The organism is Aureimonas sp. AU22 (genome assembly GCF_001463745.1).
GTDB lineage: Bacteria > Pseudomonadota > Alphaproteobacteria > Rhizobiales > Rhizobiaceae > Aureimonas.
In genome coordinates, this window is sequence record NZ_BBWJ01000017.1 from 14,292 (window position 1) to 37,322 (window position 23,031).

The following is a 23,031-nucleotide window of genomic DNA, read 5'->3' on the forward strand; positions in this document are numbered from 1 at the left end:
GCCGGCCGGTGCTTGCAATCCGGCCGGCGGCATGGTGAGACCCCTCGCGATTGCCTCCAGCCGCGACGTGTGACAGCCCATGCCCGACCTGCTTCTCGAGCTTCGTTCCGAAGAGATCCCCGCCCGCATGCAGCGCAAGGCGGCGGGCGACCTGAAGAAGGCGGTGACGGACGCGCTGGTCGCGGCAGGGCTGACCTACGAGGGCGCGCGCGAGTACTGGACGCCGCGACGCATCGCGCTCGACATCCGCGGCCTCGACGCACGGTCGAAGGACACGCGCGAAGAGCGCAAGGGCCCGCGCACGGACGCCCCGGAAAAGGCCATCGAAGGTTTCCTGAAAGGCGCCGGCCTCTCGTCGATCGACGAGGCCGAGCGCCGCAGCGACGGCAAGAAGGGCGAGTTCTTCATCGCGGTGATCGAGAAGCCCGGCCGCCCGGCCGAAGAGATCGTCGCCGACGCCATGCCCGGCATCATCCGCGATTTCCCCTGGCCGAAGTCCATGCGCTGGGGTGCCGCCTCACGCGAGCCCGGTTCGCTGCGCTGGGTCCGTCCGTTGCAGTCGATCCTCTGCGTCTTCGGGCCGGAGAACGGCGAGACGGCCGTGATCGATTTCGAGGTGGCGGGCATCCGCTCCGGCGATCGCACGGTCGGCCACCGCTTCCATGCACCGGCCGAGTTCAAGGTCCGTCGCTTCGAGGACTACATCGGCCAGCTCGAGAAGGCTTATGTCGTGCTCGACGCCGAGCGGCGGAAGGAGATCATCCGCACCGACGCCGACAACCTCGCCTTCGCGCAAGGGCTGGAGGTCGTGGCGGACGAGGGTCTGCTGGAGGAGGTGTCCGGCCTCGTGGAATGGCCGGTGGTCCTCGTCGGTGAGTTCGAGGAGACCTTCCTCGCCATTCCGCCGGAGATGATCCAGCTCACCATCCGCACCAACCAGAAGTGCTTCGTCACACGACGCCGCGACTCCGAGGGCCTGTCCAACCGCTTCCTGATGGTTGCCAATATCGAAGCCGCCGACCACGGCGCCGAGATCGCGCGCGGCAACGGCAAGGTGGTGCGCGCCCGCCTTTCGGATGCACTCTACTTCTGGAAGACGGACCAGGGAACGCTGCCGGACATGGCCGGCCTCGAAGCCTCGGCCGCACGCTTCGGCCTCGACCTTGGCAAGCCGCTCGATCAGCGCATGGCCAAGCTCGATGCGCTCGGCGTGACCTTCCACGCCAAGCTCGGCACGCAAGGGCAGCGCGTGCGCCGCATTGCCGATCTCGCCGAGGTGCTGGCGCCCATGGTCGGAGCGGATGCCGCAAGCGCCCGACGCGCCGCCGTGCTCGCCAAGGCCGATCTCACCACCGAGGCGGTCGGCGAGTTCCCCGAGCTCCAGGGCCTGATGGGGCAGAAATATGCTGCCTTGCAGGGCGAGGCGGTCTCCGTGCAGCGCGCCCTCGTCGATCACTACAAGCCCCAGGGGCCGGGCGACACCGTGCCGTCCGATCCGGTCGCGATCACGGTCGCGCTCGCCGACAAGCTCGATACGCTGGTCGGGTTCTGGTCGATCGACGAGAAGCCGACGGGCTCGAAGGACCCGTATGCGTTGCGCCGCGCCGCACTCGGCGTCATCCGCATCATCCTCGACAACGAGTTGCGCCTGCGTCTCGGCACGCTCCTGACCTCGGGCGACCTCCTGTCCTTCTTCCACGACCGGTTGAAGGTGCAGCTTCGCGAGCAGGGCGCGCGTCATGATCTTGTGGACGCGGTGCTCGGCGGAGCGGGTGAGGGGAAGGACGACCTTCTCGACGTTTCGTGCCGCGTCGCCGAGCTCGGACGGCTTCTCGAGACCGACGACGGGGTGAACCTTTTGGCCGCCTATCGCCGCGCCGCCAACATCCTGGCCGCCGAGGAGAAGAAGGGCACGACCGTTGCCGCGTCGGTCGATCCCGCGCGGTTCGAGGTGGAGGAGGAGCGGGCGCTGCTATCGGCGATCGAAACCACCGAGGGTGAACTCGACGCGGCCATGCGTGCGGAGGACTACACCCGTGCCACGGCCGCTCTTGCCACGCTTCGCCAGCCCGCCGACGCCTTTTTCGAGAAGGTGCTGGTGAATGCCGACGACGCCGGGGTCCGCGCCAATCGCCTCGCGCTCCTGTCACGCATCCGCTCGGCGGCCGCCCGCCTGGCCGATCTGTCCCGCGTCGTCGGCTGACGGTTCGCGAATTCAGCGATTCGCTCCAAGGCCTGCGCAAGCCCCGACCGGCAGGATCGAGGCTTGGCGTTGCGAGCGAAACCTACGTTTTTGAAACAATTCGTGATCGCGCCGCCCGGAACCCGCCGAATTAGCGGGGGATAGATCGCCGCGATCGAAAAGCCCGAGGGGGTTTTCGGTCTTCCACGGAGGGGTGGGGCCTGCCGACAGGGCACGGCTTCGTTTCGACTGACCTGATCTCGCTCGCGCGTCGCCCAAGACCCGCGAGCCCGACGAGGGGACGCCCGAATGCCGAGAATGCGCGCCGCCTGTGCGGTTGCCATGCGCTGGGTTTGCGCAATCGCAGCAGGAACGATGATGGTTGGCCTCAGCCCGGCGAAAGCCGAATGGGACCGCCCCTGGCGCGACGAGACACGTGCCCTCGTGATCGATGCCTACGAGTTCAATCCGATCAACTGGAAGCAGTTGACGAGCGACAAGCGGATCGGCGCCTTCATCAACAAGGCGTCGGACGGCATGCCGCCGGCCTGGTCCTGCCGCGGCCTGTCCGGCGACGATCAGAACCTGTGCAAGAACCGCTGGTGGAAATATTCCGTCACGCAGGAACTCTACATGACCCGCCGCGAGATGGCGAAGACGCTGGGTCTGAAGTGGGGTGCCTATCATCTCGGCCGCCCCGGCAATCCGCGCGAGCAGGCCGACCATTTCATCGATTTCGCCAAGCCTGAGGCCGACGAGCTGATCGCCCTCGACATCGAGGATAACGACCCGACCCAGTGGATGTCGCTGGCCGAGGCCGAGGAGTTCGCCCGCCAGATCAAGATCCGGCTCGACCGGTATCCGGTGCTCTACACCAACGGTTCGACCGCCGCCTTCATTGCGCAGAACAAGGAGACCTATCCGCTCCTGTCGCGTCTCCAGCTCTGGTACGCGCGCTACCGCGACGACCTGACGGGCGTGTTTCCCGAGGGCCATTGGGACAAGTACGCCCTGTGGCAGTTCTCCTCCATGCACAACTGCAACAAGCGCGCCTGCCCGTACCGGGTGTCTGGCGCCAAGGACGACATCGACGTCAACGTCGCCTCGATGAATGTCGAGGATCTGCGGAAAGCATGGCCCTTCGACGGTCTTGTTGCCCCCGAACCCGAGCCGCTGCCCGATGCCGGTGCGCTGATCGCCAAGATCGGCGAGGAAGCCCGCGATGCGGTCGCCGAGATCGGCAAGGATGTCGCCGCGCTGGTGGAGCCGAAGGAAGTGCAAGCCGGGGGCGAGACCGTTCCCGGAACGCTCGCGGCGGCCTATGGCCCGGCCGTCCATGCCCCCGTCGATCCGCTGAAGCTCCTGACCGAGACGGCCTTGGAGGAGAAGCGCGCGGCGGAGCATCCGATGCCCGTGCTTGCCGCCGTCACGCAGGGGCCGAAGACGGAGCCGGCGCCGCCCGCCGATCAGCCCGCGGCGAACACCCAGGCGATCGGAACGATCGGCCAGCTGCGCGACGAGATGCAGGCGGTCCGCGAGATCCTCAGCGACGAGAAGGTCGACGGCGGCGCGGACATGAAGATGCCTGCCGCGACGACCTCCCCGGTCAAGGGCGCGGAATTGAAGTCGCGCATCCTCGAACTGATGAAAGCCGCGGAAGCCGCCGTTCAGGGTGTGCCGAGCGAGAAGCCGGTCGAGGACGGGAAGGGCGAGGAGCGCGCCGAACTGTCGGCGCCGCGTGGCGGCTGGACTCTCCTGTCCGGCTTCGCGGCGCCCGAGCGGCGCATCGCTTCCGCGTTCCGGGCGACGCGCTGACGCCTGCCACCCTTGGTGATCTCGCATCCTGATTCTCGGCGCTCTGCCTTGCGCGAATATGGCCGGGAATGCTTTGCGCGCGGTGCGGGCAGGTTCTAGACCAGGGGCATGATCGAAACGCGCATCATTCCGCTCGTCGACGACGCCGCCGAACGGCAGGTGGCCGAGCGCCTGTCGCGCGGCGAACTCGTCGCCGTGCCCACCGAAACCGTCTACGGCCTTGCGGCGGATGCCGCCAACGGCGCTGCCGTCGCCGGCATCTTCGAGGCCAAGGGGCGGCCACGCTTCAATCCGCTGATCGCCCATGTGACCGGCCGAGACATGGCGGAACGATACGCCGAGGTCGATCCGCTGGCGGGTCGCCTGATCGAGCGGTTCTGGCCCGGCCCGCTAACCCTCGTTCTGCCGCTTCGGGGCGACGCTCCGCTTCATCCGCTCGTGACCGCCGGCCTGCCGACCGTCGCGCTTCGGTCTGCGCAGGGCAGCTTGCCGCGCGTTCTGGCGCATCTCGGCCGCGCCGTCGCCGCACCCAGCGCCAACCGTTCCGGTCGCGTGAGCCCGACCACGGCGGCGCATGTCCTGCGGACGCTGGACGGGCGTATCGACGCCGTGGCCGACGGAGGGGCGGCGACCCATGGGATCGAATCCACCATCGTGCAGCCACGCGGCGACCATGTCATGCTGCTTCGCCCCGGAGCGGTCACGGCGAGCGAGATCGAGGCGGCGATCGGGCTTCCGGTTCGCCGACACGACGGGTCCACGATCCTCGCACCCGGGCAGATGCGCTCGCACTATGCGCCGCATGGCCGGGTGCGGCTCGGTGTCTCGCAACCCGACGCGGACGAACATTACATCGCCTTCGGCCCGGTGCCCGACGCTTCGCCAAGCGGCCCCCGAGCCGTGTTCCAGCTCAGCGAGCGGGGTGACCTCCGCGAAGCGGCGAGCCGCCTGTTCGAGGCGTTGAGCACCTTCGACGCCCCCGACATCGATCGCATCGCGGTCGCGCCGATCCCCATGGAAGGGCTCGGCGAAGCGATCAACGATCGTCTGGCTCGCGCGGCCGCGGATCGCTGATCTCGACGGGGCGCGGGGACGAGCCTAAACCTCGGCGATGACCCAGCCGACCATCGCTCCCCTGTCCGACGCTCTTCGCGACCGATTCGCCGCTCTGGTTCCGCGCGGGCACGCGCTGACGCAGGCCGAGGACCTCGCGCCCTATCTCAAGGAGTCTCGCGACCTCTTCCCCGGTCGATCACGGCTCGTGCTGCGTCCGGGGACCGTGGACGAGGTCTCGGCCATTCTGCGGCTGGCGTCGGAGACCCGCACGCCCATCGTGCCGCAGGGTGGAAACACCGGGCATGTGGGCGGGCAGATGCCGCGCTCGGATGGCGAGATCGTCCTGTCGCTGTCGCGGCTGGATCGGATCCGAGATGTCGATCCGGCCGGGCATACGATCACGGTGGATGCGGGCGTCGTCCTCCAGCGTGTGCAGGAGGCCGCCGACGCGGCGGGGCTCCTGTTTCCGCTGTCGCTCGGCTCGGAAGGCTCCTGCCAGATCGGCGGCAATCTCGCCTCCAACGCCGGCGGCACCGGCGTCATCGCCTATGGCAACAGCCGCGAGCTCTGCCTCGGCATCGAGGCGGTGCTGGCATCCGGCGAGGTCTTTCATGGGCTGCGTCGCCTGAAGAAGGACAATCGCGGCTACGACCTGCGCCAACTCCTGATCGGTTCGGAAGGCACGCTTGGCGTCATCACAGGAGCCGTGCTTCGGCTCTTGCCCAAACCCCGAGGACGCGAGGTCGCCTATGCCGGCCTCGCCAGACCGGAGGCCATGCTGAAGCTCCTGGCACGCGCGCAAGGGGCGGCCGGCACGCAGCTCACCGCCTTCGAGATCATGCCGCGCCTCGCCATGGAGTTCACGCTGAAGCATACGCGCGGGGCGCGGGATCCGCTGGTCGCGCCGCATGCCTGGTATGTCCTGCTCGAGGTCTCGTCGAACCGTTCGCCGGAGGATGCGAGAGTAACGCTCGAATCCATTCTGTCGTCCGCGCTGGAGGCGGGGGAGATCGAGGACGCCGTCATCGCGCCGTCGAACGCCGACGCCACGCTGTTCTGGCGCATGCGCGAGGAGATGAGCTGGGCGCAGAAGCCGGAAGGCGGCTCGATCAAGCACGACGTGTCCGTCCCGGTGGCGCTGGTGCCCGAGTTCCTGCGCCGCGCCGATGCGGCGGTGACGGCCGCGATCCCCGGCGTCCGGATCGTCTCCTTCGGGCACCTCGGCGACGGCAACATCCACTACAACCTGTCGCAGCCCGTCGGGGCGGACAAACAGGCCTTCCTGGAGCGGTGGGGCGAGATCAACGGCCTGGTGCACGGCATCGTCGCCGAACTCGGCGGTAGCTTTGCGGCCGAGCACGGGATCGGCCAGCTGAAACGCAACGAGCTGGCGCGCACCAAGCCCGCCGTCGAGATGGATCTCATGCGCGGGATCAAGCAGCTGTTCGATCCTTACGGGATCCTGAATCCCGGAAAGATCGTTTAAAGTTATCTTCAAGGTTACGGTTTGGATACCCTGATATTGGTCAGGATCACTTAACTGAACTTCTTAGCGTGAGCGCAACTCGCCACCGATAGTCTGCAAGCATCAAAGGCCGGGATACATCGGCCGAGCACGGAAGACCTCCTGAGGTCTCCTGATCAACAGACGAGGACGCGACATGAGCGTTGTTCACCATCAGACTCCGGCCAAGCCCGAGTGGGCGAGCATGCCGATCCGTCTCGATCCCGCGCTTGCCGACCGCAAGCAGAGCTTCGAGCTGGTCCAGGACGGTGAGGTCGTCTCCTACCGTATCGATCGCCGCGGCGCCGTGATCCGGCGCACGCTGGAGAAGAGCGGCCTCCCGGTTTCCATCGCGCTGGCCGCCCGCTCGTTCCGGGGTGTCGCCGCGCGAGCCATGGAAAACGGCGAAGGCGAGATCACGGTGACGCTGGAGCTTCACCACGAGGACCCGACCATGTCGGTGCCGCTCCTGGTCGCCTCCGATCTCTACGACGTGGCGGCCGACTGGCGCGGCTGGTCGGAACTCTACCGTCTTCCCATGCTGATGGTGGAAGCGGACGGCAGCGTGACCGCGCTGGAGGACACGCTCGGTCAGGTTCGCCGCAACGAGCCGATCGAGCGCCGCGGCACCGCCCATCGCGGCCGTCGCCCTCGCTTCCTGGCGCGTCGCAAGCCGGGTGGCCTCGGCGTCCGCCTGACCGTTCAGGGCCAGGAGATCATCGCTCGCGACTAAGCGATCAGTAGAGGCGCGGGAAGGACAGCATCCAAAGGCTCGAGAAGACCAGCCCGAGGAAGATGATCCAGCCGAACAGCGTGTTCGACTTGAACAGCTTGAGGCAGTCGTCGGGATCGTCGATGTCGAGGTTGCGGATCTGCCAAGCCATCTGCACCGCGCCGAGGGCGAGGCCGGCATAGGCGGGCCACGCCGGGCCGGCGGTTCCGCCGCCCGCCACGCGATAGGACAGCGCGAACAGGATGATGGCTCCCCCGTACAGGAGGAGCAACGCCGTCTTGGTGCGTCGGCCGAACAGCCGCGCCGTGGAGCGGACGCCGACCAGCGCGTCGTCCTCCCGGTCCTGATGCGCGTAGATCGTGTCGTATCCGACCGTCCAGAGCACCGCGCCGAAATAGAGGAGCAGCGGGCTCAGGGACAGCGTGCCCCAGAACCCGGCCCATCCCATCAGGGCGCCCCAGGAAAAGGCGAAGCCGAGGCCGAGCTGCGGCCAGTCCGTGACCCGCTTCAGGAACGGGTAGACCGCGACGACGGCGAGCGATCCGATGCCGAGGAGGATGGCGAAGAGGTTGAACTGGACGAGAACCAGTAGGCCCACGAGCGCCTGGATTACCAGGAACGCCTTCGCGCGTGTCGGCGAAACCCGGCCGGAGGGCAGGGGACGCGACCGCGTGCGCGCGACCTTGGCGTCTATGTCCTGGTCCACGAGGTCGTTGTAGGTGCAACCGGCGCCGCGCATCGCGATCGAGCCGACCAGGAAGAGGATCAGGTGCCAGAGGTCGGGGAGGCCTGTGTGCACTGCCGAGGGGGCCGCCCATTGGGGCGCGAGCGCCGCCGACCACCAGCAAGGCCAGAGCAGGAGCTGCCAGCCGATCGGCCGATCCCAGCGCGCGAGCTGTGCGTAGGGCCAAAGGCCTCGCGGCAGCAGCCGATAGACCCAGTTCTCGGACGGTGCGTCCACGACCCGGTCGGCCGGCGATCCCATTGAATCATCCCTCAAGCGCATGCCGAAGGGAAAAGCCTTGTGCCGCCCGCCGCGTCAAGTCCCGGGCCGGCGCGCGGGCAAATCACTTGACCCCCCGAGCCCCGAGCCTCTATCGCCGCGCCATGGCCTTCGGGCGCACGAGGCACGGGATCATCATGGCACTCGACATTCTTCTGATCGGCTCCGGCGGCCGCGAGCATGCCCTGGCCTGGAAGCTGCGTCAGTCGTCCGAACTCGGGCGCCTGTTCGCCGCGCCGGGCAATCCCGGCATCGCCGAGGTTGCCGACCTCGTCGAACTGGACCCGGCCGATCACGCGGCGGTCGTCGACTTCTGCCGGGAGAAGGCGATCGGGCTCGTCGTCGTCGGCCCGGAGGTTCCGCTCGTGGCGGGGCTCGCGGACGCGCTGCGCGAGGCGGGCATTCCCGTGTTCGGGCCGAGTGCGGCCGCCGCGCGCCTCGAAGGCTCCAAGGGCTTCACCAAGGATCTGTGTGCGAAGAAGGGCATCCCGACCGCCCGCTACCGCCGCTTCTCCGATGCCGTGCAGGCGAAGGCCTATATCGCCGCGCAAGGCGCGCCGATCGTGGTGAAGGCCGATGGGCTTGCGGCCGGCAAGGGCGTGACGGTGGCTTCGAGCGTCGAGGAGGCGCAGTCCGCCGTGGACGACTGCTTCGCCGGCGGGGAGGTTGGCGTCGAGGTAGTGGTCGAGGAATGCATGACGGGCCCCGAAGCCTCGCTCTTCTGTCTGTGCGACGGCGACACGGCGCTCGCCTTCGGCACTGCGGAGGACCACAAGCGTGCCTACGACGGCGACGAGGGGCCGAACACCGGCGGCATGGGAGCCTATTCGCCTTCGGGGCTGATGACGCCCGAGATGACCGAGCGCGCGCTGCGCGAGATCGTCCGTCCGACGCTGGAGGGCATGCGCGAGATGGGAACGCCGTTCCGCGGCGTGCTCTATGCCGGGCTGATGCTCACCGCCGAGGGCCCTAAGCTCATCGAATACAACGTGCGCTTCGGCGATCCTGAGGCGCAGGTTCTGATGATGCGGCTGGAAAGCGATCTCGTGCCGATTCTCCTGAAGGCCGCCACGGGTTCGCTCGACGGCATCGAGCCGCGGTGGTCGAGCGAGCCCGCCGTGACCGTGGTGCTGGCCGCCAAGGGTTATCCCGGCGCGGTCCGAAAGGGCACGTCGATCGGTGCGCTGCCGCCGAGCGGCGACGGCGAGATCGTGTTCCACGCCGGAACGGCCCTGAAGGACGGGGTTCTCGTCGCGAACGGCGGACGGGTTCTCAATGCGACGGCGAGGGATGCGGATGTCGGCCAAGCCATCGCGCGGGCCTATGCACTGGTCGACAGGATCGACTGGCCGGACGGCTTCTGCCGACGCGACATCGCGCACCGCGCGGCCGGGTGACGCCACCGACCTTTGCGTGAACGGCGTGGCAAAGCGCCGGCGCGACCATATCTGACGAACGGGCGCTTCGGTGCGCGCGGCCGACGAACCCATGGGAGGAGAACCATGTCGTTTCGCAAGGACAGGTTGACCCGTCCGATCTTTCGCTGGGCGAAAGGCGCGATGCCGGCGATCTCGGATACCGAGAGCAAGGCGATCGACGCAGGAACGGTCTGGTGGGACGGCGAGCTGTTCAGCGGCGCGCCCGACTGGGACCGACTGCTCGCCATGCCGCCGGCCAGGCTGACGGACGAGGAGCAGGCCTTCCTCGACGGCCCGGTCGTCGAACTCTGCGCGATGATCGACGAGTGGAAGATCGTGTGGCAGGACCGTGATCTGCCGCCGGAGATGTGGGATTTCCTGAAGCGCGAGAAGTTCTTCGGGATGATCATTCCGAAGGAATACGGCGGCCTCGGCTTCTCCAACACGGCCCATTCGGAGGTCGTACGGAAGGTCTCGTCGGCAAGCGTCGCGGTCGGCGTCACGGTGATGGTGCCGAACTCGCTCGGCCCCGGCGAACTGATGCTGCATTTCGGCACGCAGGCGCAGCGCGACCATTGGCTGCCGCGCCTGGCCGATGGGCGCGAGATCCCCTGCTTCGGTCTCACCTCCGACCGCGCCGGCTCCGACGCCGCCGCGATGACGGACCGGGGCGTCGTGGAGTACGGCGAGTTCGAAGGGGCACGCGTCCTCGGCATCCGCCTCAACTTCGCCAAGCGCTACATCACGCTCGCCCCTGTCGCGACGGTGATGGGGCTCGCCTTCAAGCTCTTCGACCCCGACAACCATCTCGGCCGGGGCGAGGAACTCGGCATCACGGTCGCGCTGATCCCGACGACGACGCCCGGCGTGCGGCACGGCGACCGGCACATCCCGCAATTCACCTTCTTCCAGAACGGCCCGCTCTACGGCGACGACGTGTTCATCCCAATGGACTGGATCCTCGGCGGCGAGGCGCAGATCGGCGAAGGCTGGACCATGCTGATGAAGGCGCTGGCGACCGGCCGCGGCATCTCGCTGCCCTCGCAGGCCGCCTCCGCGACGGCGATGACGGCGCGCATGACCGGTGCCTACGCCCGCATCCGCCAGCAGTTCGGACTGCCCATCGGCCTGTTCGAGGGCATCCAGGAGCCCATGGCCGAGCTTGCCGCCAACGCCTATCAGGTCGACGCCGCGCGCCGGCTCACCGTCGCGGCCCTCGACGAGGGGCATCGCCCATCGGTGGTCTCGGCGATCATGAAGTCCAACGCCACCGAGCTCATGCGCAAGTCCGTCGCCCACGCGATGGACATCATGGGCGGCAAGGCGATCATCGACGGACCCGCCAACCCGATCGGTTCGTCCCACCGGTCCGTGCCGATCGGCATCACGGTGGAGGGCGCCAACATCCTGACGCGCAACCTGATGATCTTCGGCCAGGGCGCCATCCGCGCCCATCCGCACATGCTCGACGAGATGCGCGCGCTTTCCAATCCCGACCGGGAGGAGGGGCTGGCGCAGTTCGACCGCCATTTCTGGAAGCATGTCGGGCACGCCTCCACCAACCTTCTGCGGACCCTCCTGTTCGGCTGGACGGGCGGTCTGGCCGCGCCGGCGCCGCGCGGCTCGGCCTTCACCAGCCACTGGCGCCAGCTGTCGCGCTATGCCGCGACCTTCTCGATGCTGGCGGACCTTGCGCTTCTCACGCTCGGCGGAAGCCTGAAGCGGCGGGAGATGATCTCCGCGCGGCTCGGCGACATCCTGTCGGAACTCTACCTTCTCGGCGCGACGCTCAAGCGCTTCGAGACGGACGGGCGGCCCGAAATGGACAAGCCGATCGTCGAGTTCGTGATGCAGCGTGGCTTCAACCGAATGGGCCTCGCGTTTTCGGGCGTCTTCGCCAACCTGCCGGCCCGCTGGGCCGCGATGGGCGCGCGGATCGTCGCCTTCCCACTCGGCGTGCCGCTGCGCCCGCCGGCAGACGAACTGGTGACCGAAGTCGCCGAGATCCTGATGCGTCCGTCCTCGCAGCGCGACCGCCTGACGCCGGATCTCTATCTCGGCGAAGGGCGGCCCGACCATCCGGTCGCCGTCCTCGAAGAGGCTCTCGCTCGGGTGACCGAGACCGCCGCGATCGCCAAGCGCATGCGCGAGGCGAAGCTGCGCGACCCCAGGGCCGCTCTGGAGCGGGGCATCATCACCGCCGAGGAATTCGGGGAACTGGAGATCGCGGAAGCGGCGGTGGCGCGCGCCATCGCGGTGGACAGCTTCCCGATGGAGATGGTCTCACCGATCGCCGCGCAGCACCGCGAGCCGCCGACCGAACGTCACCAGCAAGACACCCGCGCGGAGGCCGCCGAATGACCCGAGCCGTCTATCTCGTGGACGGGGCCCGAACGCCGTTCATCAAGGCGCGCGGCAAGCCCGGCCCGTTCACGCCCGTCGATCTGGCCGTGCAGTGCGGACGCCCGCTCCTGATGCGTCAACGCTTCGATCCCGCTCTTATCGACCTCGTCGTGCTTGGCTGCGTCAACGTGATCGCGGACGAGATGAACCCGGCCCGTGTCGCCGCATTGCGTCTCGGCCTGCCGGATACGGTGCCGGCTCACACCGTTCAGATCAATTGCGGCTCCGGAATGCTGGCGATCGATGACGCGATGCGGGCCGTCTCGGATGGGCGGGCCGACATCGCGCTGGCCGGCGGCGCGGAAGCGCTCAGCCATTCGCCGCTCGTTCTGAGCGGCGATGCCGTCCAGTGGTTCGCTCGCCTCAACGGCGCGCGATCGACGAGCGCGCGGCTGAAGGCGATGTCGGGGCTCAAGCCCGGCTTCCTGAAGCCGGTCATTGGCCTGGAGCGCGGGCTGACCGATCCGATCACCGATCTCAACATGGGTCAGACAGCCGAAAAGGTCGGCCATCTCTTCGGCGTCAGCCGGCGCGAGGCCGATGAATACGCCGCCGAGAGCCATCGCCGCCTTGCCGCCGCGCAGGACGACGGCACGCTGGCGGGCGAGGTCGTGCCGGCCTTCGCGCGCGACGGCGCGGTGTTCGATCGCGACGATGGCGTGCGGCCTGATTCCAGCGCGCGAACGCTCGGCAATCTGAAACCCGTCTTCGAGCGGCCCTTCGGCAACGTCACGGCCGGCAACTCCTCGCAGATCACCGATGGCGCAAGCTGGACGATCCTCGCGTCCGAAGAGGCCGTGGCGCGCCATGGGCTGACGCCCCTTGCACGGATCGTGGACTGCCGCTGGGGCGCGCTCGATCCGTCGATCATGGGCCTCGGCCCGGTGGTGGCGATCGCGGCCATTTTGAAGGAGAACGCGCTTTCCCTCGACGAGATCGGGCTCTTCGAGATCAACGAGGCGTTCGCCGCGCAGGTCCTCGCCTGCGTGCGAGCGCTCGCCGACGTGCGCGTCGGGCGCGAGGTGCTCGGGTTCGACGGGGCGGCGGGCGAGATCGCGCCGGACCGGCTCAACGTCGACGGTGGCGCGATCGCGCTCGGCCATCCGGTCGGCACCTCGGGCAACCGCATCACGCTTCATCTTGCCAATGCCATGCGCAAGCGCGGCACGCGCTTCGGCATCGCCAGCCAATGCGTCGGCGGCGGGCAGGGCGGTGCACTGCTTCTGGAGGCCGCATGAAAGCCGCTCGCCTGCGAAATCCCGAGGCGTCCGTGCCGCAATCCGATATTCGTGAACTCGCCGGAATGCTCGACACGCTGGCCGATCACGCGATCGAGCTTTCGGTTGCCGTGGACGCCGAGCGTCGGGGCAACTGGCGCAGCGGCATCGACGAGGACGGCATAGCGTGGTGGGTGCTCGACCGGCCGGACAAGTCGGTCAACACGATCGATCGCAGCGTGCTCGAAGACCTCAGCCTTCTCCTCGATGCGGCGGAGGCCGCGCCGCCCCGCGGCATCGTGATCCGCTCCGCCAAGCCCTCCGGCTTTGCCGCCGGCGCCGACATCGCGCAGTTCCTCGATGCCGCGACGGCCGAGATCGCCGCGATGCTGGGCGAGGGGCATCGCGTGCTCGACCGATTGGCGGCGCTCCCCGTGCCGACGATCGCGGTGATCCACGGGCACTGCCTCGGCGCCGGCCTCGAGCTCGCGCTGGCGTGCCGCTTCCGGATCGCCGTCGCGAATGCGTCGCTCGGCTTTCCCGAGGTGATGCTGGGGCTTCATCCGGGACTCGGCGGCACTTTCCGTTCCCTCGCCGTCGCCGATCCTCTGGAGGCGATGACGATGATGCTGACCGGCAAGGCCGCACCTGCCAAGCGTGCGCGCCGGATCGGTCTGGTGGACGCGGTGGTGGAGGAGCGGCACGTCCTCAACGCCGTGCGCGCCGCTGTGGGCGGCGAACTGCATCCAGCACGGGGCGGCTGGAAGGGACGCGCCTTCGCCCTTCGTCCGGCGCGCAGCCTCGTCGCCCGGCGCATGCGGGCGGAAGCGGCCAAGGCGGCCAAACCCAAGAACTACCCGGCACCGTTCCGCCTCATCGACCTTTGGGAGAAGCATGGCGGCAGCCCCGAGCGGATGCGCGCGGCCGAACTCGAAAGCTTTTCCGACCTGATCGAGACGCCGACCTCCCGCAATCTCGTGCGGGTGTTCTTTCTGCGTGAGGCCATGCGCGGGTTGAAGGACGGCCCGTCCGACATCAAGCGCGTCCACGTCATCGGTGCGGGTGCAATGGGCGGCGACATTGCCGCCTGGGCGGCGCGCGAGGGCTTTCGGGTCTCGCTGTCCGACATCGACGCCAAGCCGATCGGGCAGGCGCTGCGCAAGGCGGCGACGATGCTGGACAAGACGTTGCGGGACAAGCTGAAGGTGCGCGACGCGCTCGACCGACTGGTCCCCGATCCCGGCGGGCTCGGCATCGCGGGCGCGGATCTCGTGATCGAAGCGGCGCCCGAGCGCCTGGAACTCAAGCAGTCGATCCTGCGGGACGCCGAAGCGCGGATGAAGCCGGGGGCGATCCTGGCCACAAACACTTCGGCCCTGCCGCTGCCGGATCTTGCCGGCGTGCTTGCCGATCCCTCCCGTTTCGTCGGCGTGCACTTCTTCAATCCCGTCTCGCGCATGCAGCTCGTCGAGGTGGTGAAGCACGACGCCCTTTCGCCCGAGACGCTGCGTCGCGCCACGAATTTCGTCGCGGAGCTATCGCGCCTGCCGGCCCCGGTGAAGCCAACGGCCGGTTTCCTCGTAAACCGCGCGCTGACGCCCTACATCGCCGAGGCCATCCTCATGGTCGCCGAGGGCGTGCCGAAGGAGCGGATCGACGCGCGGGCTGAGAGCTTCGGCATGCCGATGGGGCCCGTCGAGTTGGCAGACCGCGTCGGCCTCGACATCGCCGTCGAAGTCGCCCAGACGCTGGCCGAACGGCTCGGCATGCCGCTGCCCGAGATGCCGGGCTGGCTGCACCAGATGGTTCGCGAGGGAAAGCTCGGCCAGAAGACGGGCTCCGGCCTCTACGACTACGACGAAGCGGGCAAGCCGAAGAAGATCCATGTCGACGCTCTGCCGGATGGCTCCGCCGACGATCCCAATCTTCTCGACCGCCTGATCCTGCCCATGGTCAACACGGTGGTCGCATGCCTGCGCGAGGGCGTCGTCGAAAGCGAGGAGATCGCCGACGGCGCGATGGTCTTCGGCACCGGCTTCGCGCCCTTCCGCGGCGGACCGATCCGCTATGCGCGTGAGCGCGGCGTAGATGCCGTGATCGCCCGGCTGCGCGAGTTGGAAATGGTGCATGGACCACGCTTCCGGCCGGATCCGGGGTGGGACCGCATCTAACGTTTCATGCCGTAAACTTTGACGTTCACGTCAAAATCCGGTAGCGATCTGGCGACGGTTTTCGTTCGGGAGGACGACGGATGTATCGGGCACCGGTGAGTGAGATCGGGTTCACGCTGCGACAGGTCGCTGGGCTGGGCGAGGCCATGGCGGCTGGAACGGCGGGGGACCTGACGCCGGATCTCCTTGCCGCGATCCTCGACGAAGCCGGGCGTTTCGCCGAGAGCGAGATCGCTCCGCTGGCTGCGGCCGGCGACAGGATCGGAGCGGTCTGGCGCGATGGCGCGGTCACCATGCCGCCCGGGTGGCGCGATCTCTACCACCGTTGGACGGACGGCGGCTGGAATGGCCTTACAGGCCCGGTGGACCATGGCGGGCAGGGACTGCCGACCTCGCTATCGGCGGCCATCTACGAGATGTGGAACGGCGCATCCATGGCCTTCGGCATCGGCCCGACCTTGACGCTAGGTGCCGTCGACGCGTTGGAGGCGCACGGGACCGAGGCGTTGCGTGCCACCTATCTCGACAAGCTCGTCTCCGGCGAGTGGATGGGGACGATGAACCTCACCGAGCCGCAGGCGGGGTCGGACCTTTCCGCCCTGCGCACGCGGGCCGAACGCCGCGACGACGGCACCTACCGGATCTTCGGCTCCAAGATCTTCATCACCTTCGGCGAGCATGATCTAACGGACAACATCGTCCATCTCGTCCTCGCGCGCCTTGCCGACGCACCGGCGGGGGTGAAGGGCATCTCGCTCTTCCTGGTGCCGAAGCGCCTCGTCAACGCCGACGGCACGCTGGGCGCTCGCAACGACGTGTTCTGCCAGTCCATCGAGCACAAGCTCGGCATCCACGCCTCGCCGACCTGCACCATGGTCTACGGCGACGGTGTCGGCGAGACGGGCGAGGCCGGTGCGGTCGGTTGGCTCGTCGGCCAGGAGAACCAGGGCCTCGCCTGCATGTTCACGATGATGAACTCGGCTCGTCTCTACGTCGGCATCCAGGGGCTCGGCGTGGCGCAAGCCGCCTTCCAGAAGGCGCTGGATTTCGCCCGCGAGCGCCGCCAGGGCCGTTCGTCGGTCAAGGGCGCGACGGATATGGCGCCGATCGTCGAGCATGCCGACGTCGCACGAATGCTCCTGACGATGAAGGCGCTTGTCGGCTCGGCCCGCGCCATCGCCTATTCCTGCGGCCACGCGATCGACCGCTCGCGGCAGGGCGGGGAGGACAAGCGCTTCTGGGCCGAGCGTGCGAGCCTCCTGACGCCGATGGCCAAAAGCTTCCCGACCGACGTCGGCGTCGAGGTCGCCTCGCTCGGCATCCAGGTTCACGGCGGCATGGGTTTCGTCGAGGAGACGGGGGCCGCGCGCCTCCTGCGCGATGCGCGCATCGCCCCGATCTACGAGGGCACCAACGGCATCCAGGCGATCGATCTCGTGACGCGCAAGCTGCCATTGTCGGGCGGCGAGACCGTGCGCGCCTTCATTGCGGAACTCGAGGAGATCGCCCTCGCCGTCGAGCGCAGCAACCGGCCGGACTTCGGCCGCACCGCCGACCGGCTTCACAACGCCATCGCGGCGCTTCGCGAGGCGACGGAACGCTTGCTGGAATGGACAGCGAAGGGCGAGACCAGCCATGCGCTGGCCGGCGCGACCGCCTATCAGCGCCTGTTCTCCCTGACGGTGGGCAACTGCTACCTCGCGAAAGGCGCCCTGGCGGACCTCGACGATCCCGCGCGCACCGCGCTCGCCCACTTCATGGCCGAGACCCTGCTACCCGATGTCCACGCGCTGACGGCGCAAGTGCTGGAGGGCGGCGAGAGCCTCCGCTCGGCAACCATCGCGCTGAACTGAGGACGGTGATGAGCGAGCATGTGACCGTCGAGGTGGCGGACGGCGTCTGCCGCATCCGCCTCCAACGCGCCGACAAGAAGAACGCCATCGATCGCGCGATGTACGGCGCCCTGGCGGCTGCCCTGCATGAAGCGGACGGGGACGAGACGGTCGGCTGCATCCTGTTTGCCGGCGTGCCCGGCGCCTTCTCGGCCGGCAACGACATCGCCGACTTCGCGGGTTTCGCCGATGCCGAACGGCCGATGGCGGAACTCGTGGACTTCCTCGAGACGTTGGCGGCCGTCGCAAAGCCCATGGTCGCGGCCGTGGACGGTCTTGCGATCGGCATCGGCACGACGCTGCTCCTCCATTGCGACCTCGTCTATGCCACGCCGCGCTCGATCTTCCGCACGCCGTTTTCCGATCTTGGCCTCGTGCCGGAAGCGGCCTCCAGCCTGCTCGGTCCGCTCGCCATGGGGCACCAGCGCGCCTTCGCGCTGCTGGTCATGGGCGAGACCTGGGACGCGGATACCGCGCTGTCCGCAGGCTTGATCTACGCGGTCGGGGAGAGCGCCGAAGGCGACGCACAGACTGCGGCACGCCGGATTGCGGCCAAGCCGCGCCAAGCGGTCAGGATCGGACGGGCGCTTCTGCGCACGGCGCCGGACGCGGTACGCGAGCGGATCGCCGAGGAAGCGGACCACTTCCGCGATCGTCTCCGCTCGCCGGAAGCGCAGGCCGCCTTCGCGGCGTTCCTGAAGCGCGGCTAGGGTGCCTTCTCGATTTCGGTGGCGCGCTGCGCCTTCAGCTTGCGCCGGAACTGGAGCACGGTCCCGCCGCTGAGGATCAGGAAGACCGCGCCGATCGCGGCGTAAGCCCAAGGGCTGCCGTGTAGGTAGGTGTCGATCCTGTCGCCGAGGATGTACGAGCCGAACCCGTAGGCGCCGGACCAGAGCGCGGCGCCGAGCGCGTTGTAGAAGAGGAACGACCACCACGGGAAGCGGAGGGTGCCGGCGGCGAAGCCGCACACCTGGCGCAGGAGCAGGATGAACCGTGCGATCAGGACGATCGGCGGGCCAACGGTTTTGAAACGCTCCTCGACATAGCGATACTTCTCCTCCGTCAGCCCGATCTTGTGACCGTAGCGCGTGACGAAGCGGCGCCCGTAGCGATGGCCAAGCCAGTATCCGAGGTTGTCGCCGAGCGTTCCGCCGATCCAGGCGGAGAAGAAGACGCCCCATACGTTGAGCTGGCCGTGGCCGGCCATGATGCCGGCGGCGATGAGGATGCTCTCGCCGGGGAAGGGCAGGCCGGTCGATTCCAGGAAGATCGACAGGAACAGGATGCCGTAGCCGTAGTCCTGAAGAAAACCGGTGATCGTCTCCAGCATGGCCCTGCCTTCAGCGCTCGAAGAGCGCCACCGCCTCGACATGATGCGACCAGAGGAACTGGTCGATCGGGGTCACGGACAGGAGCCGGTAGCCGCCCGCGACCAGAATGGCGGCGTCACGCGCAAGGGTCACCGGATTGCAGGAGACCGCCGCGATCCGCCTGACGCTCGATCCCGCCAGTTCCCGCGCCTGTGCCTCGGCGCCCGCGCGCGGCGGATCAAATAGCACGCCGTCGAATTTGGCCAGTTCCTTGATGGTCAGCGGCCTTCGGTACAGGTCGCGGCGCTCGACCTTGATCGGCTTGAGCCCCGTTGCGCCACGCCGGGCTCTCTCGAGGGCGTCGAGCGCCGGCGCGTCGAACTCCGCCGCATGAACGGCGTGGCGGCGCGCGAGGCGCAGCGTGAAGGCGCCGAAGCCACAGAAGAGGTCGGCGACGGTCTTCGTATCGGCGAGATGGGCAAGCGCCAGCTCGGCCATGTGGTCTTCCGCCTTCGCTACCGCCTGGAGGAAGGCGCCGGGCGGGAAGGGAACGGGGACGCCGGCCACGTCGACCATCGGCATACGGTTCTCGATCAGCGTCTCCCCGTCGACCGAGAGACGCGCGACAGCCTGGTCCTCCGCGCCCCAGCCGATGGTCGCCTGCCGCAGCTCAGCCGATAGCTTGGCCGTCTGCTCGATGGCGACGTCGAGGCCGGTCTGTGTGCGCGTCACCGTCATCCGCAGCTCGCGCTTGCGGTCGATGAGCAGCGTCGCCAGTCGTTCGAAACGCTTCAGCCGCGCGACGATCTCGGGCACTACCACAAGACAGGTGTCGATCGGCGCGATGCGATGGCTGAGCGCCTCGTGGAAGCCGAAGAGGATGCGGGGGCCGGCGCGTACGGCGGTGAAGACCGCGCGGCGGCGCGAGGCGGGGGCGCAGGGCACTAGCGGTGCGATCGGCGGCGACAGACCCTCGCGGGCCAGCGCGTCGACCACGAGATCGCGCTTGAAGCCCGCATAGAGCCCTTCGCTGAGGTGCTGCAGATCGCAGCCGCCGCAGCGGCCGAAGTGCGGGCAGGGCGCCGCTTGGCGCTCGGGGGAGGGTTCGTCCACCGACAGGAGCTGGCCGCGGCCGCCCTGGCGCTCGATCGTCACCCGCTCGCCGGGCAGGGCGAACGGCACGAAGACGGTCGTCGGTTCGCGCGCGATCCCGTCGCCGCGCGTGCCCAGCGCATCGATCGCGACCTGCTCGCTCACGCCTTCACTCCCGCCAGAAGAAATTCCGCATTGCCGTCACCGCCCGCTATCGGCGAGGGATGGACGCCGAGCGACCGCCAGCCCGGCTGGGCGTCCAGCCAGGTGGACAGTTCACCTGCGATCTCAGGGCCCCGGGCTGGGTCCCGCAGAAGCCCCCCCTTGCCGATCGCCTCGCGTCCCGCTTCGAACTGCGGCTTCACGAGAAGCACGGCATGCGCGCCGGGCTCGGCAAGGGCAAGCGCCGGCGGAAGCGCCAGCCGAAGCGAGATGAAGCTGACGTCCGACACGACGAGCCCGATGCGACGCCCGCCCAGATGGGCGCGTTCGAGATCGCGGGCGTTGAGGCTTTCGAGATTGGTGACGCGGGCATCCTCGCGCAAGCTCGTGTGCAACTGGTCGTGGCCGACATCGACGGCGACGACATGCCTTGCGCCCCGTTCCAGAAGAACCTGCGTGAAGCCCCCGGTGGATGCGCCGATATCCAGCGCATTCAGTCCGTCCAGCGAGATGGCGAATGCATCGAGCCCCGCGAGAAGCTTGAGCGCGGCGCGCGATACGTAGGCGGCGGCCGGGTCGTCCAGCTCGACCCGCGCGTCCTCGTCCACGGCCTGACCGGGCTTCGACACCACGACGCCCTCGACCCGAACCCGACCGCGCAGGATCGCGTCGCGTGCTCGGGCGCGCGAATCGAGAAGCCGTCGTTCGGCGACCAGCATATCGAGACGGATGCGCGACGCGTTCATGCCGTTCGGCTCAGGCCCGCATCACGCGCTGCGCGGCGTCGCCGAGCGCGCGAAACACGGTCTCGACGATCGCGGTCCGGTCGAGGCCGGAGGCCTTGATCATCGCCTCGGGTGCGGCGTGGTCGACAAAGCGGTCCGGCATGGTGATCGGTCGCACCTTGAGGCCCCGATCCATCAGTCCATGACGTGCCATGTACTCCAACACCTGGGCTGCGAAGCCGCCTGAAGCGCCTTCCTCGATCAGTACGAGCACCTCGTGATTGTGCGCCAGCTGCCGGATCAGGTCGGTGTCGAGCGGCTTGGCGAAGCGTGCATCAGCGACGGTGGTCGTGAGACCGAAGCCTTCCAGCTCTTCGGCCGCCGCCACCGCCTCGGCGAGGCGAGAGCCGAACGACAGGATGGCGACCTTGCTGCCTTCGCGGACGACGCGCCCCCGGCCGATCTCGAGCGCCCGGCCCCGTTCCGGCATCTCGACGCCGGTGCCGTTGCCGCGGGGGTAGCGGAACGAGATCGGGCCGTCCTCGTGCTCTACCGCCGTGCGCACCATGTGGCGCAACTCCGCTTCGTCTGCAGCCGCCATCACCACCATGCCGGGCAGGGGGCAGAGGAACCCGGTGTCGAACGAACCGGCATGCGTCGGCCCGTCGGCGCCGACGAACCCGGCCCGGTCGATCGCGAAGCGGACGGGCAGATGCTGGATCGCGACGTCGTGGACGATCTGGTCGTAGGCGCGCTGCAGGAAGGTCGAGTAGATTGCGACGAAGGGCTTGTAGCCCTCGGTCGCCAGGCCCGCCGCGAAGGTGACGGCGTGCTGCTCGGCGATTCCGACGTCGAAGGTGCGTTTCGGGAAGGCCTGCCCGAAGAGGTCGAGCCCGGTGCCGTCCGGCATCGCGGCGTTGATGGCGACGATCTTCTCGTCCTCGCGCGCTTCCTGAATCAAGGTCTCGGCGAAGACCCGGGTGTAGCTCGGCGCGTTGGACTTCGGCTTCGACTGGGCGCCCGTCACGACGTCGAACTTCGAGACGCCGTGATACTTGTCCGCGCTGGCCTCCGCCGGCGGATAGCCCTTGCCCTTGCGCGTCACGACATGGATCAGCACCGGCCCGTCGCCGGTATCGCGCACGTTCTTCAGGACGGGGAGAAGGTGGTCGAGATCATGGCCGTCGATCGGCCCGACATAGTAGAAGCCGAGCTCCTCGAACATCGTGCCGCCGGTGAGGAAGCCGCGCGTGAACTCCTCGGTCTTGCGGGCGCCCTCGCGCACGAAGTCCGGAAGCCGGCTCGTCACGGTCTTGGCGCGGTTGCGCAGCGTTCGGTAGGTCTTGCCGGATACGAGACGGGCGAGATAGGCGCTGAGTGCTCCGGTCGGCGGGGCGATCGACATGTCGTTGTCGTTCAGGATGACGATGAGGCGGGCGCCGAGCGCCCCGGCGTTGTTCATCGCCTCGTAGGCCATGCCGGCCGTCATCGCACCGTCGCCGATGACCGAGACGACGTGGTTGCGTCGCCCGTCCATCTCGCTTGCCACCGCCATGCCGAGGCCGGCGGAAATGGAGGTTGACGAGTGGCCGGCCCCGAACGGATCGTATGGGCTTTCCGTGCGCTTGGCGAAGCCCGACAGGCCGCCTTCCTGGCGCACGGTCCGCATCGCCTCGCGGCGACCGGTCAGGATCTTGTGCGGATAGGCCTGATGGCCGACGTCCCAGATCAAGCGGTCGTTCGGCGTATCGAAGACCGCGTGGATCGCGACCGTCAGTTCCACCACGCCGAGACCGGCGCCGAGGTGTCCGCCCGTTCGCGATACGGCGTCGATCAGGTCGATGCGCAACTCGTCCGCCACCTGCCGCAGCGACGCCTCGGGCAGCCGGCGCAGGTCGGCCGGAGAGGCGAGGCGGTCGAGAAGCGGAGTGGGTGGGCGCTGAGACAAGAACTTCTCCTGATGCGCGAGCCGGCGGCCAAACCGGCACCCTGCATTTTAGCCTTCTTAGACCGGTTTCAAGCCGCGTTGTCCATCGGCGGACGGGCGGTCAGGCGGGGTCGAGCGGCTCGACGTCCACGGGCTTGCCGCCACGCGAAAGCTTGATCTTCTCGACCTTGTCCTCGGCCGCGGACAGAAGCCGATCGCAGTGCGACTTCAGCTTTTCGCCGCGCTCGTAGATGCGGATCGAATGCTCCAGCGCGACGTCGCCACGTTCGAGGTCGGACACGATGCGCTCCAGTGCCGACAGGGCCTCCTCGAAGCTCATGCGGCGGATGTCGGAGTCGTCGGCGGGAAGGGCGTTGGTTGTATCGGACATGGCGAACCTTTTTGGCGCTCGGGAGCGCGC

17 protein-coding genes are annotated in these 23,031 nt (G+C 68.3%); 11 read left to right on the top strand and 6 right to left on the bottom strand.

The window, feature by feature from the left end; translation table 11 throughout:
- Nucleotides 1-79 precede the first annotated feature (79 nt).
- From glyS to AUL34_RS06665, 5 genes are all read left to right on the top strand, one after another.
- The gene (gene glyS, locus AUL34_RS06645) at nt 80-2,203 is read left to right on the top strand and encodes a glycine--tRNA ligase subunit beta (RefSeq protein ID WP_061932485.1); all 2,124 of its coding nucleotides are present in this window, start codon (nt 80-82) and stop codon (nt 2,201-2,203) included.
- A gap of 354 nt (nt 2,204-2,557) precedes the next feature.
- Nucleotides 2,558-3,997 (top strand): glycoside hydrolase family 25 protein, encoded by a 1,440-nt coding sequence (locus tag AUL34_RS22725; protein ID WP_244492471.1) that lies wholly within the window; start codon nt 2,558-2,560, stop codon nt 3,995-3,997.
- Nucleotides 3,998-4,105: 108 nt separating this feature from the next.
- Nucleotides 4,106-5,071, top strand: coding sequence for an L-threonylcarbamoyladenylate synthase (locus tag AUL34_RS06655; protein ID WP_061932489.1), 966 nt, complete (start codon nt 4,106-4,108; stop codon nt 5,069-5,071).
- 37 nt (nt 5,072-5,108) lie between these two features.
- Nucleotides 5,109-6,539: an FAD-binding oxidoreductase gene (locus AUL34_RS06660; RefSeq protein ID WP_061932491.1), complete on the top strand. Its 1,431-nt coding sequence runs from the start codon at nt 5,109-5,111 to the stop codon at nt 6,537-6,539.
- 175 nt (nt 6,540-6,714) lie between these two features.
- A complete protein-coding gene (locus tag AUL34_RS06665) occupies nt 6,715-7,290 on the top strand; it encodes a DUF6101 family protein (protein WP_061932493.1) in 576 nt (191 codons plus the stop codon).
- A 4-nt stretch (nt 7,291-7,294) separates the two neighbouring features.
- Here the strand turns inward: AUL34_RS06665 and ubiA are convergent, their stop codons facing one another.
- Nucleotides 7,295-8,275, bottom strand: coding sequence for a 4-hydroxybenzoate octaprenyltransferase (ubiA, locus tag AUL34_RS06670; protein WP_244492472.1), 981 nt, complete (start codon nt 8,273-8,275; stop codon nt 7,295-7,297).
- Between the two features lie 155 nt (nt 8,276-8,430).
- Here ubiA and purD point away from each other — a divergent pair, with 155 nt between their 5' ends.
- The 6 genes from purD to AUL34_RS06700 all read left to right on the top strand — a co-directional run bounded on the left by purD (nt 8,431) and on the right by AUL34_RS06700 (nt 18,104).
- Nucleotides 8,431-9,690, top strand: a complete 1,260-nt coding sequence (purD, locus tag AUL34_RS06675; protein ID WP_061932620.1) for a phosphoribosylamine--glycine ligase — start codon at nt 8,431-8,433, stop codon at nt 9,688-9,690.
- A 105-nt stretch (nt 9,691-9,795) separates the two neighbouring features.
- A complete protein-coding gene (locus AUL34_RS06680; RefSeq protein ID WP_061932497.1) occupies nt 9,796-12,072 on the top strand; it encodes an acyl-CoA dehydrogenase in 2,277 nt (758 codons plus the stop codon).
- Complete coding sequence (locus AUL34_RS06685; RefSeq protein ID WP_061932499.1) at nt 12,069-13,352, top strand: acetyl-CoA C-acetyltransferase; 1,284 nt, start codon at nt 12,069-12,071, stop codon at nt 13,350-13,352. The genes AUL34_RS06680 and AUL34_RS06685 overlap by 4 nt, the downstream gene beginning before the upstream one ends.
- A 65-nt stretch (nt 13,353-13,417) precedes the next feature.
- A complete protein-coding gene (locus AUL34_RS06690; RefSeq protein ID WP_061932501.1) occupies nt 13,418-15,502 on the top strand; it encodes a 3-hydroxyacyl-CoA dehydrogenase NAD-binding domain-containing protein in 2,085 nt (694 codons plus the stop codon).
- A gap of 80 nt (nt 15,503-15,582) precedes the next feature.
- A complete protein-coding gene (locus AUL34_RS06695; protein ID WP_061932503.1) occupies nt 15,583-17,355 on the top strand; it encodes an acyl-CoA dehydrogenase in 1,773 nt (590 codons plus the stop codon).
- 8 nt (nt 17,356-17,363) lie between these two features.
- Nucleotides 17,364-18,104, top strand: a complete 741-nt coding sequence (locus AUL34_RS06700) for a crotonase/enoyl-CoA hydratase family protein (protein WP_061932505.1) — start codon at nt 17,364-17,366, stop codon at nt 18,102-18,104.
- Here the strand turns inward: AUL34_RS06700 and AUL34_RS06705 are convergent.
- The 5 genes from AUL34_RS06705 to AUL34_RS06725 form a co-directional block, all read right to left on the bottom strand.
- Nucleotides 18,101-18,724 (bottom strand): DedA family protein, encoded by a 624-nt coding sequence (locus AUL34_RS06705; protein WP_061932507.1) that lies wholly within the window; start codon nt 18,722-18,724, stop codon nt 18,101-18,103. The genes AUL34_RS06700 and AUL34_RS06705 overlap by 4 nt on opposite strands.
- 10 nt (nt 18,725-18,734) lie before the next feature.
- On the bottom strand, nt 18,735-19,961 hold the full coding sequence (locus tag AUL34_RS06710) for a class I SAM-dependent RNA methyltransferase (RefSeq protein WP_061932509.1): 1,227 nt from the start codon (nt 19,959-19,961) through the stop codon (nt 18,735-18,737).
- Nucleotides 19,958-20,704, bottom strand: a complete 747-nt coding sequence (locus AUL34_RS06715; protein ID WP_061932511.1) for a TlyA family RNA methyltransferase — start codon at nt 20,702-20,704, stop codon at nt 19,958-19,960. Before AUL34_RS06715 ends, AUL34_RS06710 begins: the two co-directional genes overlap by 4 nt.
- Before the next feature lie 10 nt (nt 20,705-20,714).
- Nucleotides 20,715-22,631, bottom strand: coding sequence for a 1-deoxy-D-xylulose-5-phosphate synthase (dxs, locus tag AUL34_RS06720; RefSeq protein ID WP_061932513.1), 1,917 nt, complete (start codon nt 22,629-22,631; stop codon nt 20,715-20,717).
- A gap of 100 nt (nt 22,632-22,731) precedes the next feature.
- Nucleotides 22,732-23,001 (bottom strand): exodeoxyribonuclease VII small subunit, encoded by a 270-nt coding sequence (locus tag AUL34_RS06725; protein WP_061932515.1) that lies wholly within the window; start codon nt 22,999-23,001, stop codon nt 22,732-22,734.
- Nucleotides 23,002-23,031 lie beyond the last annotated feature (30 nt).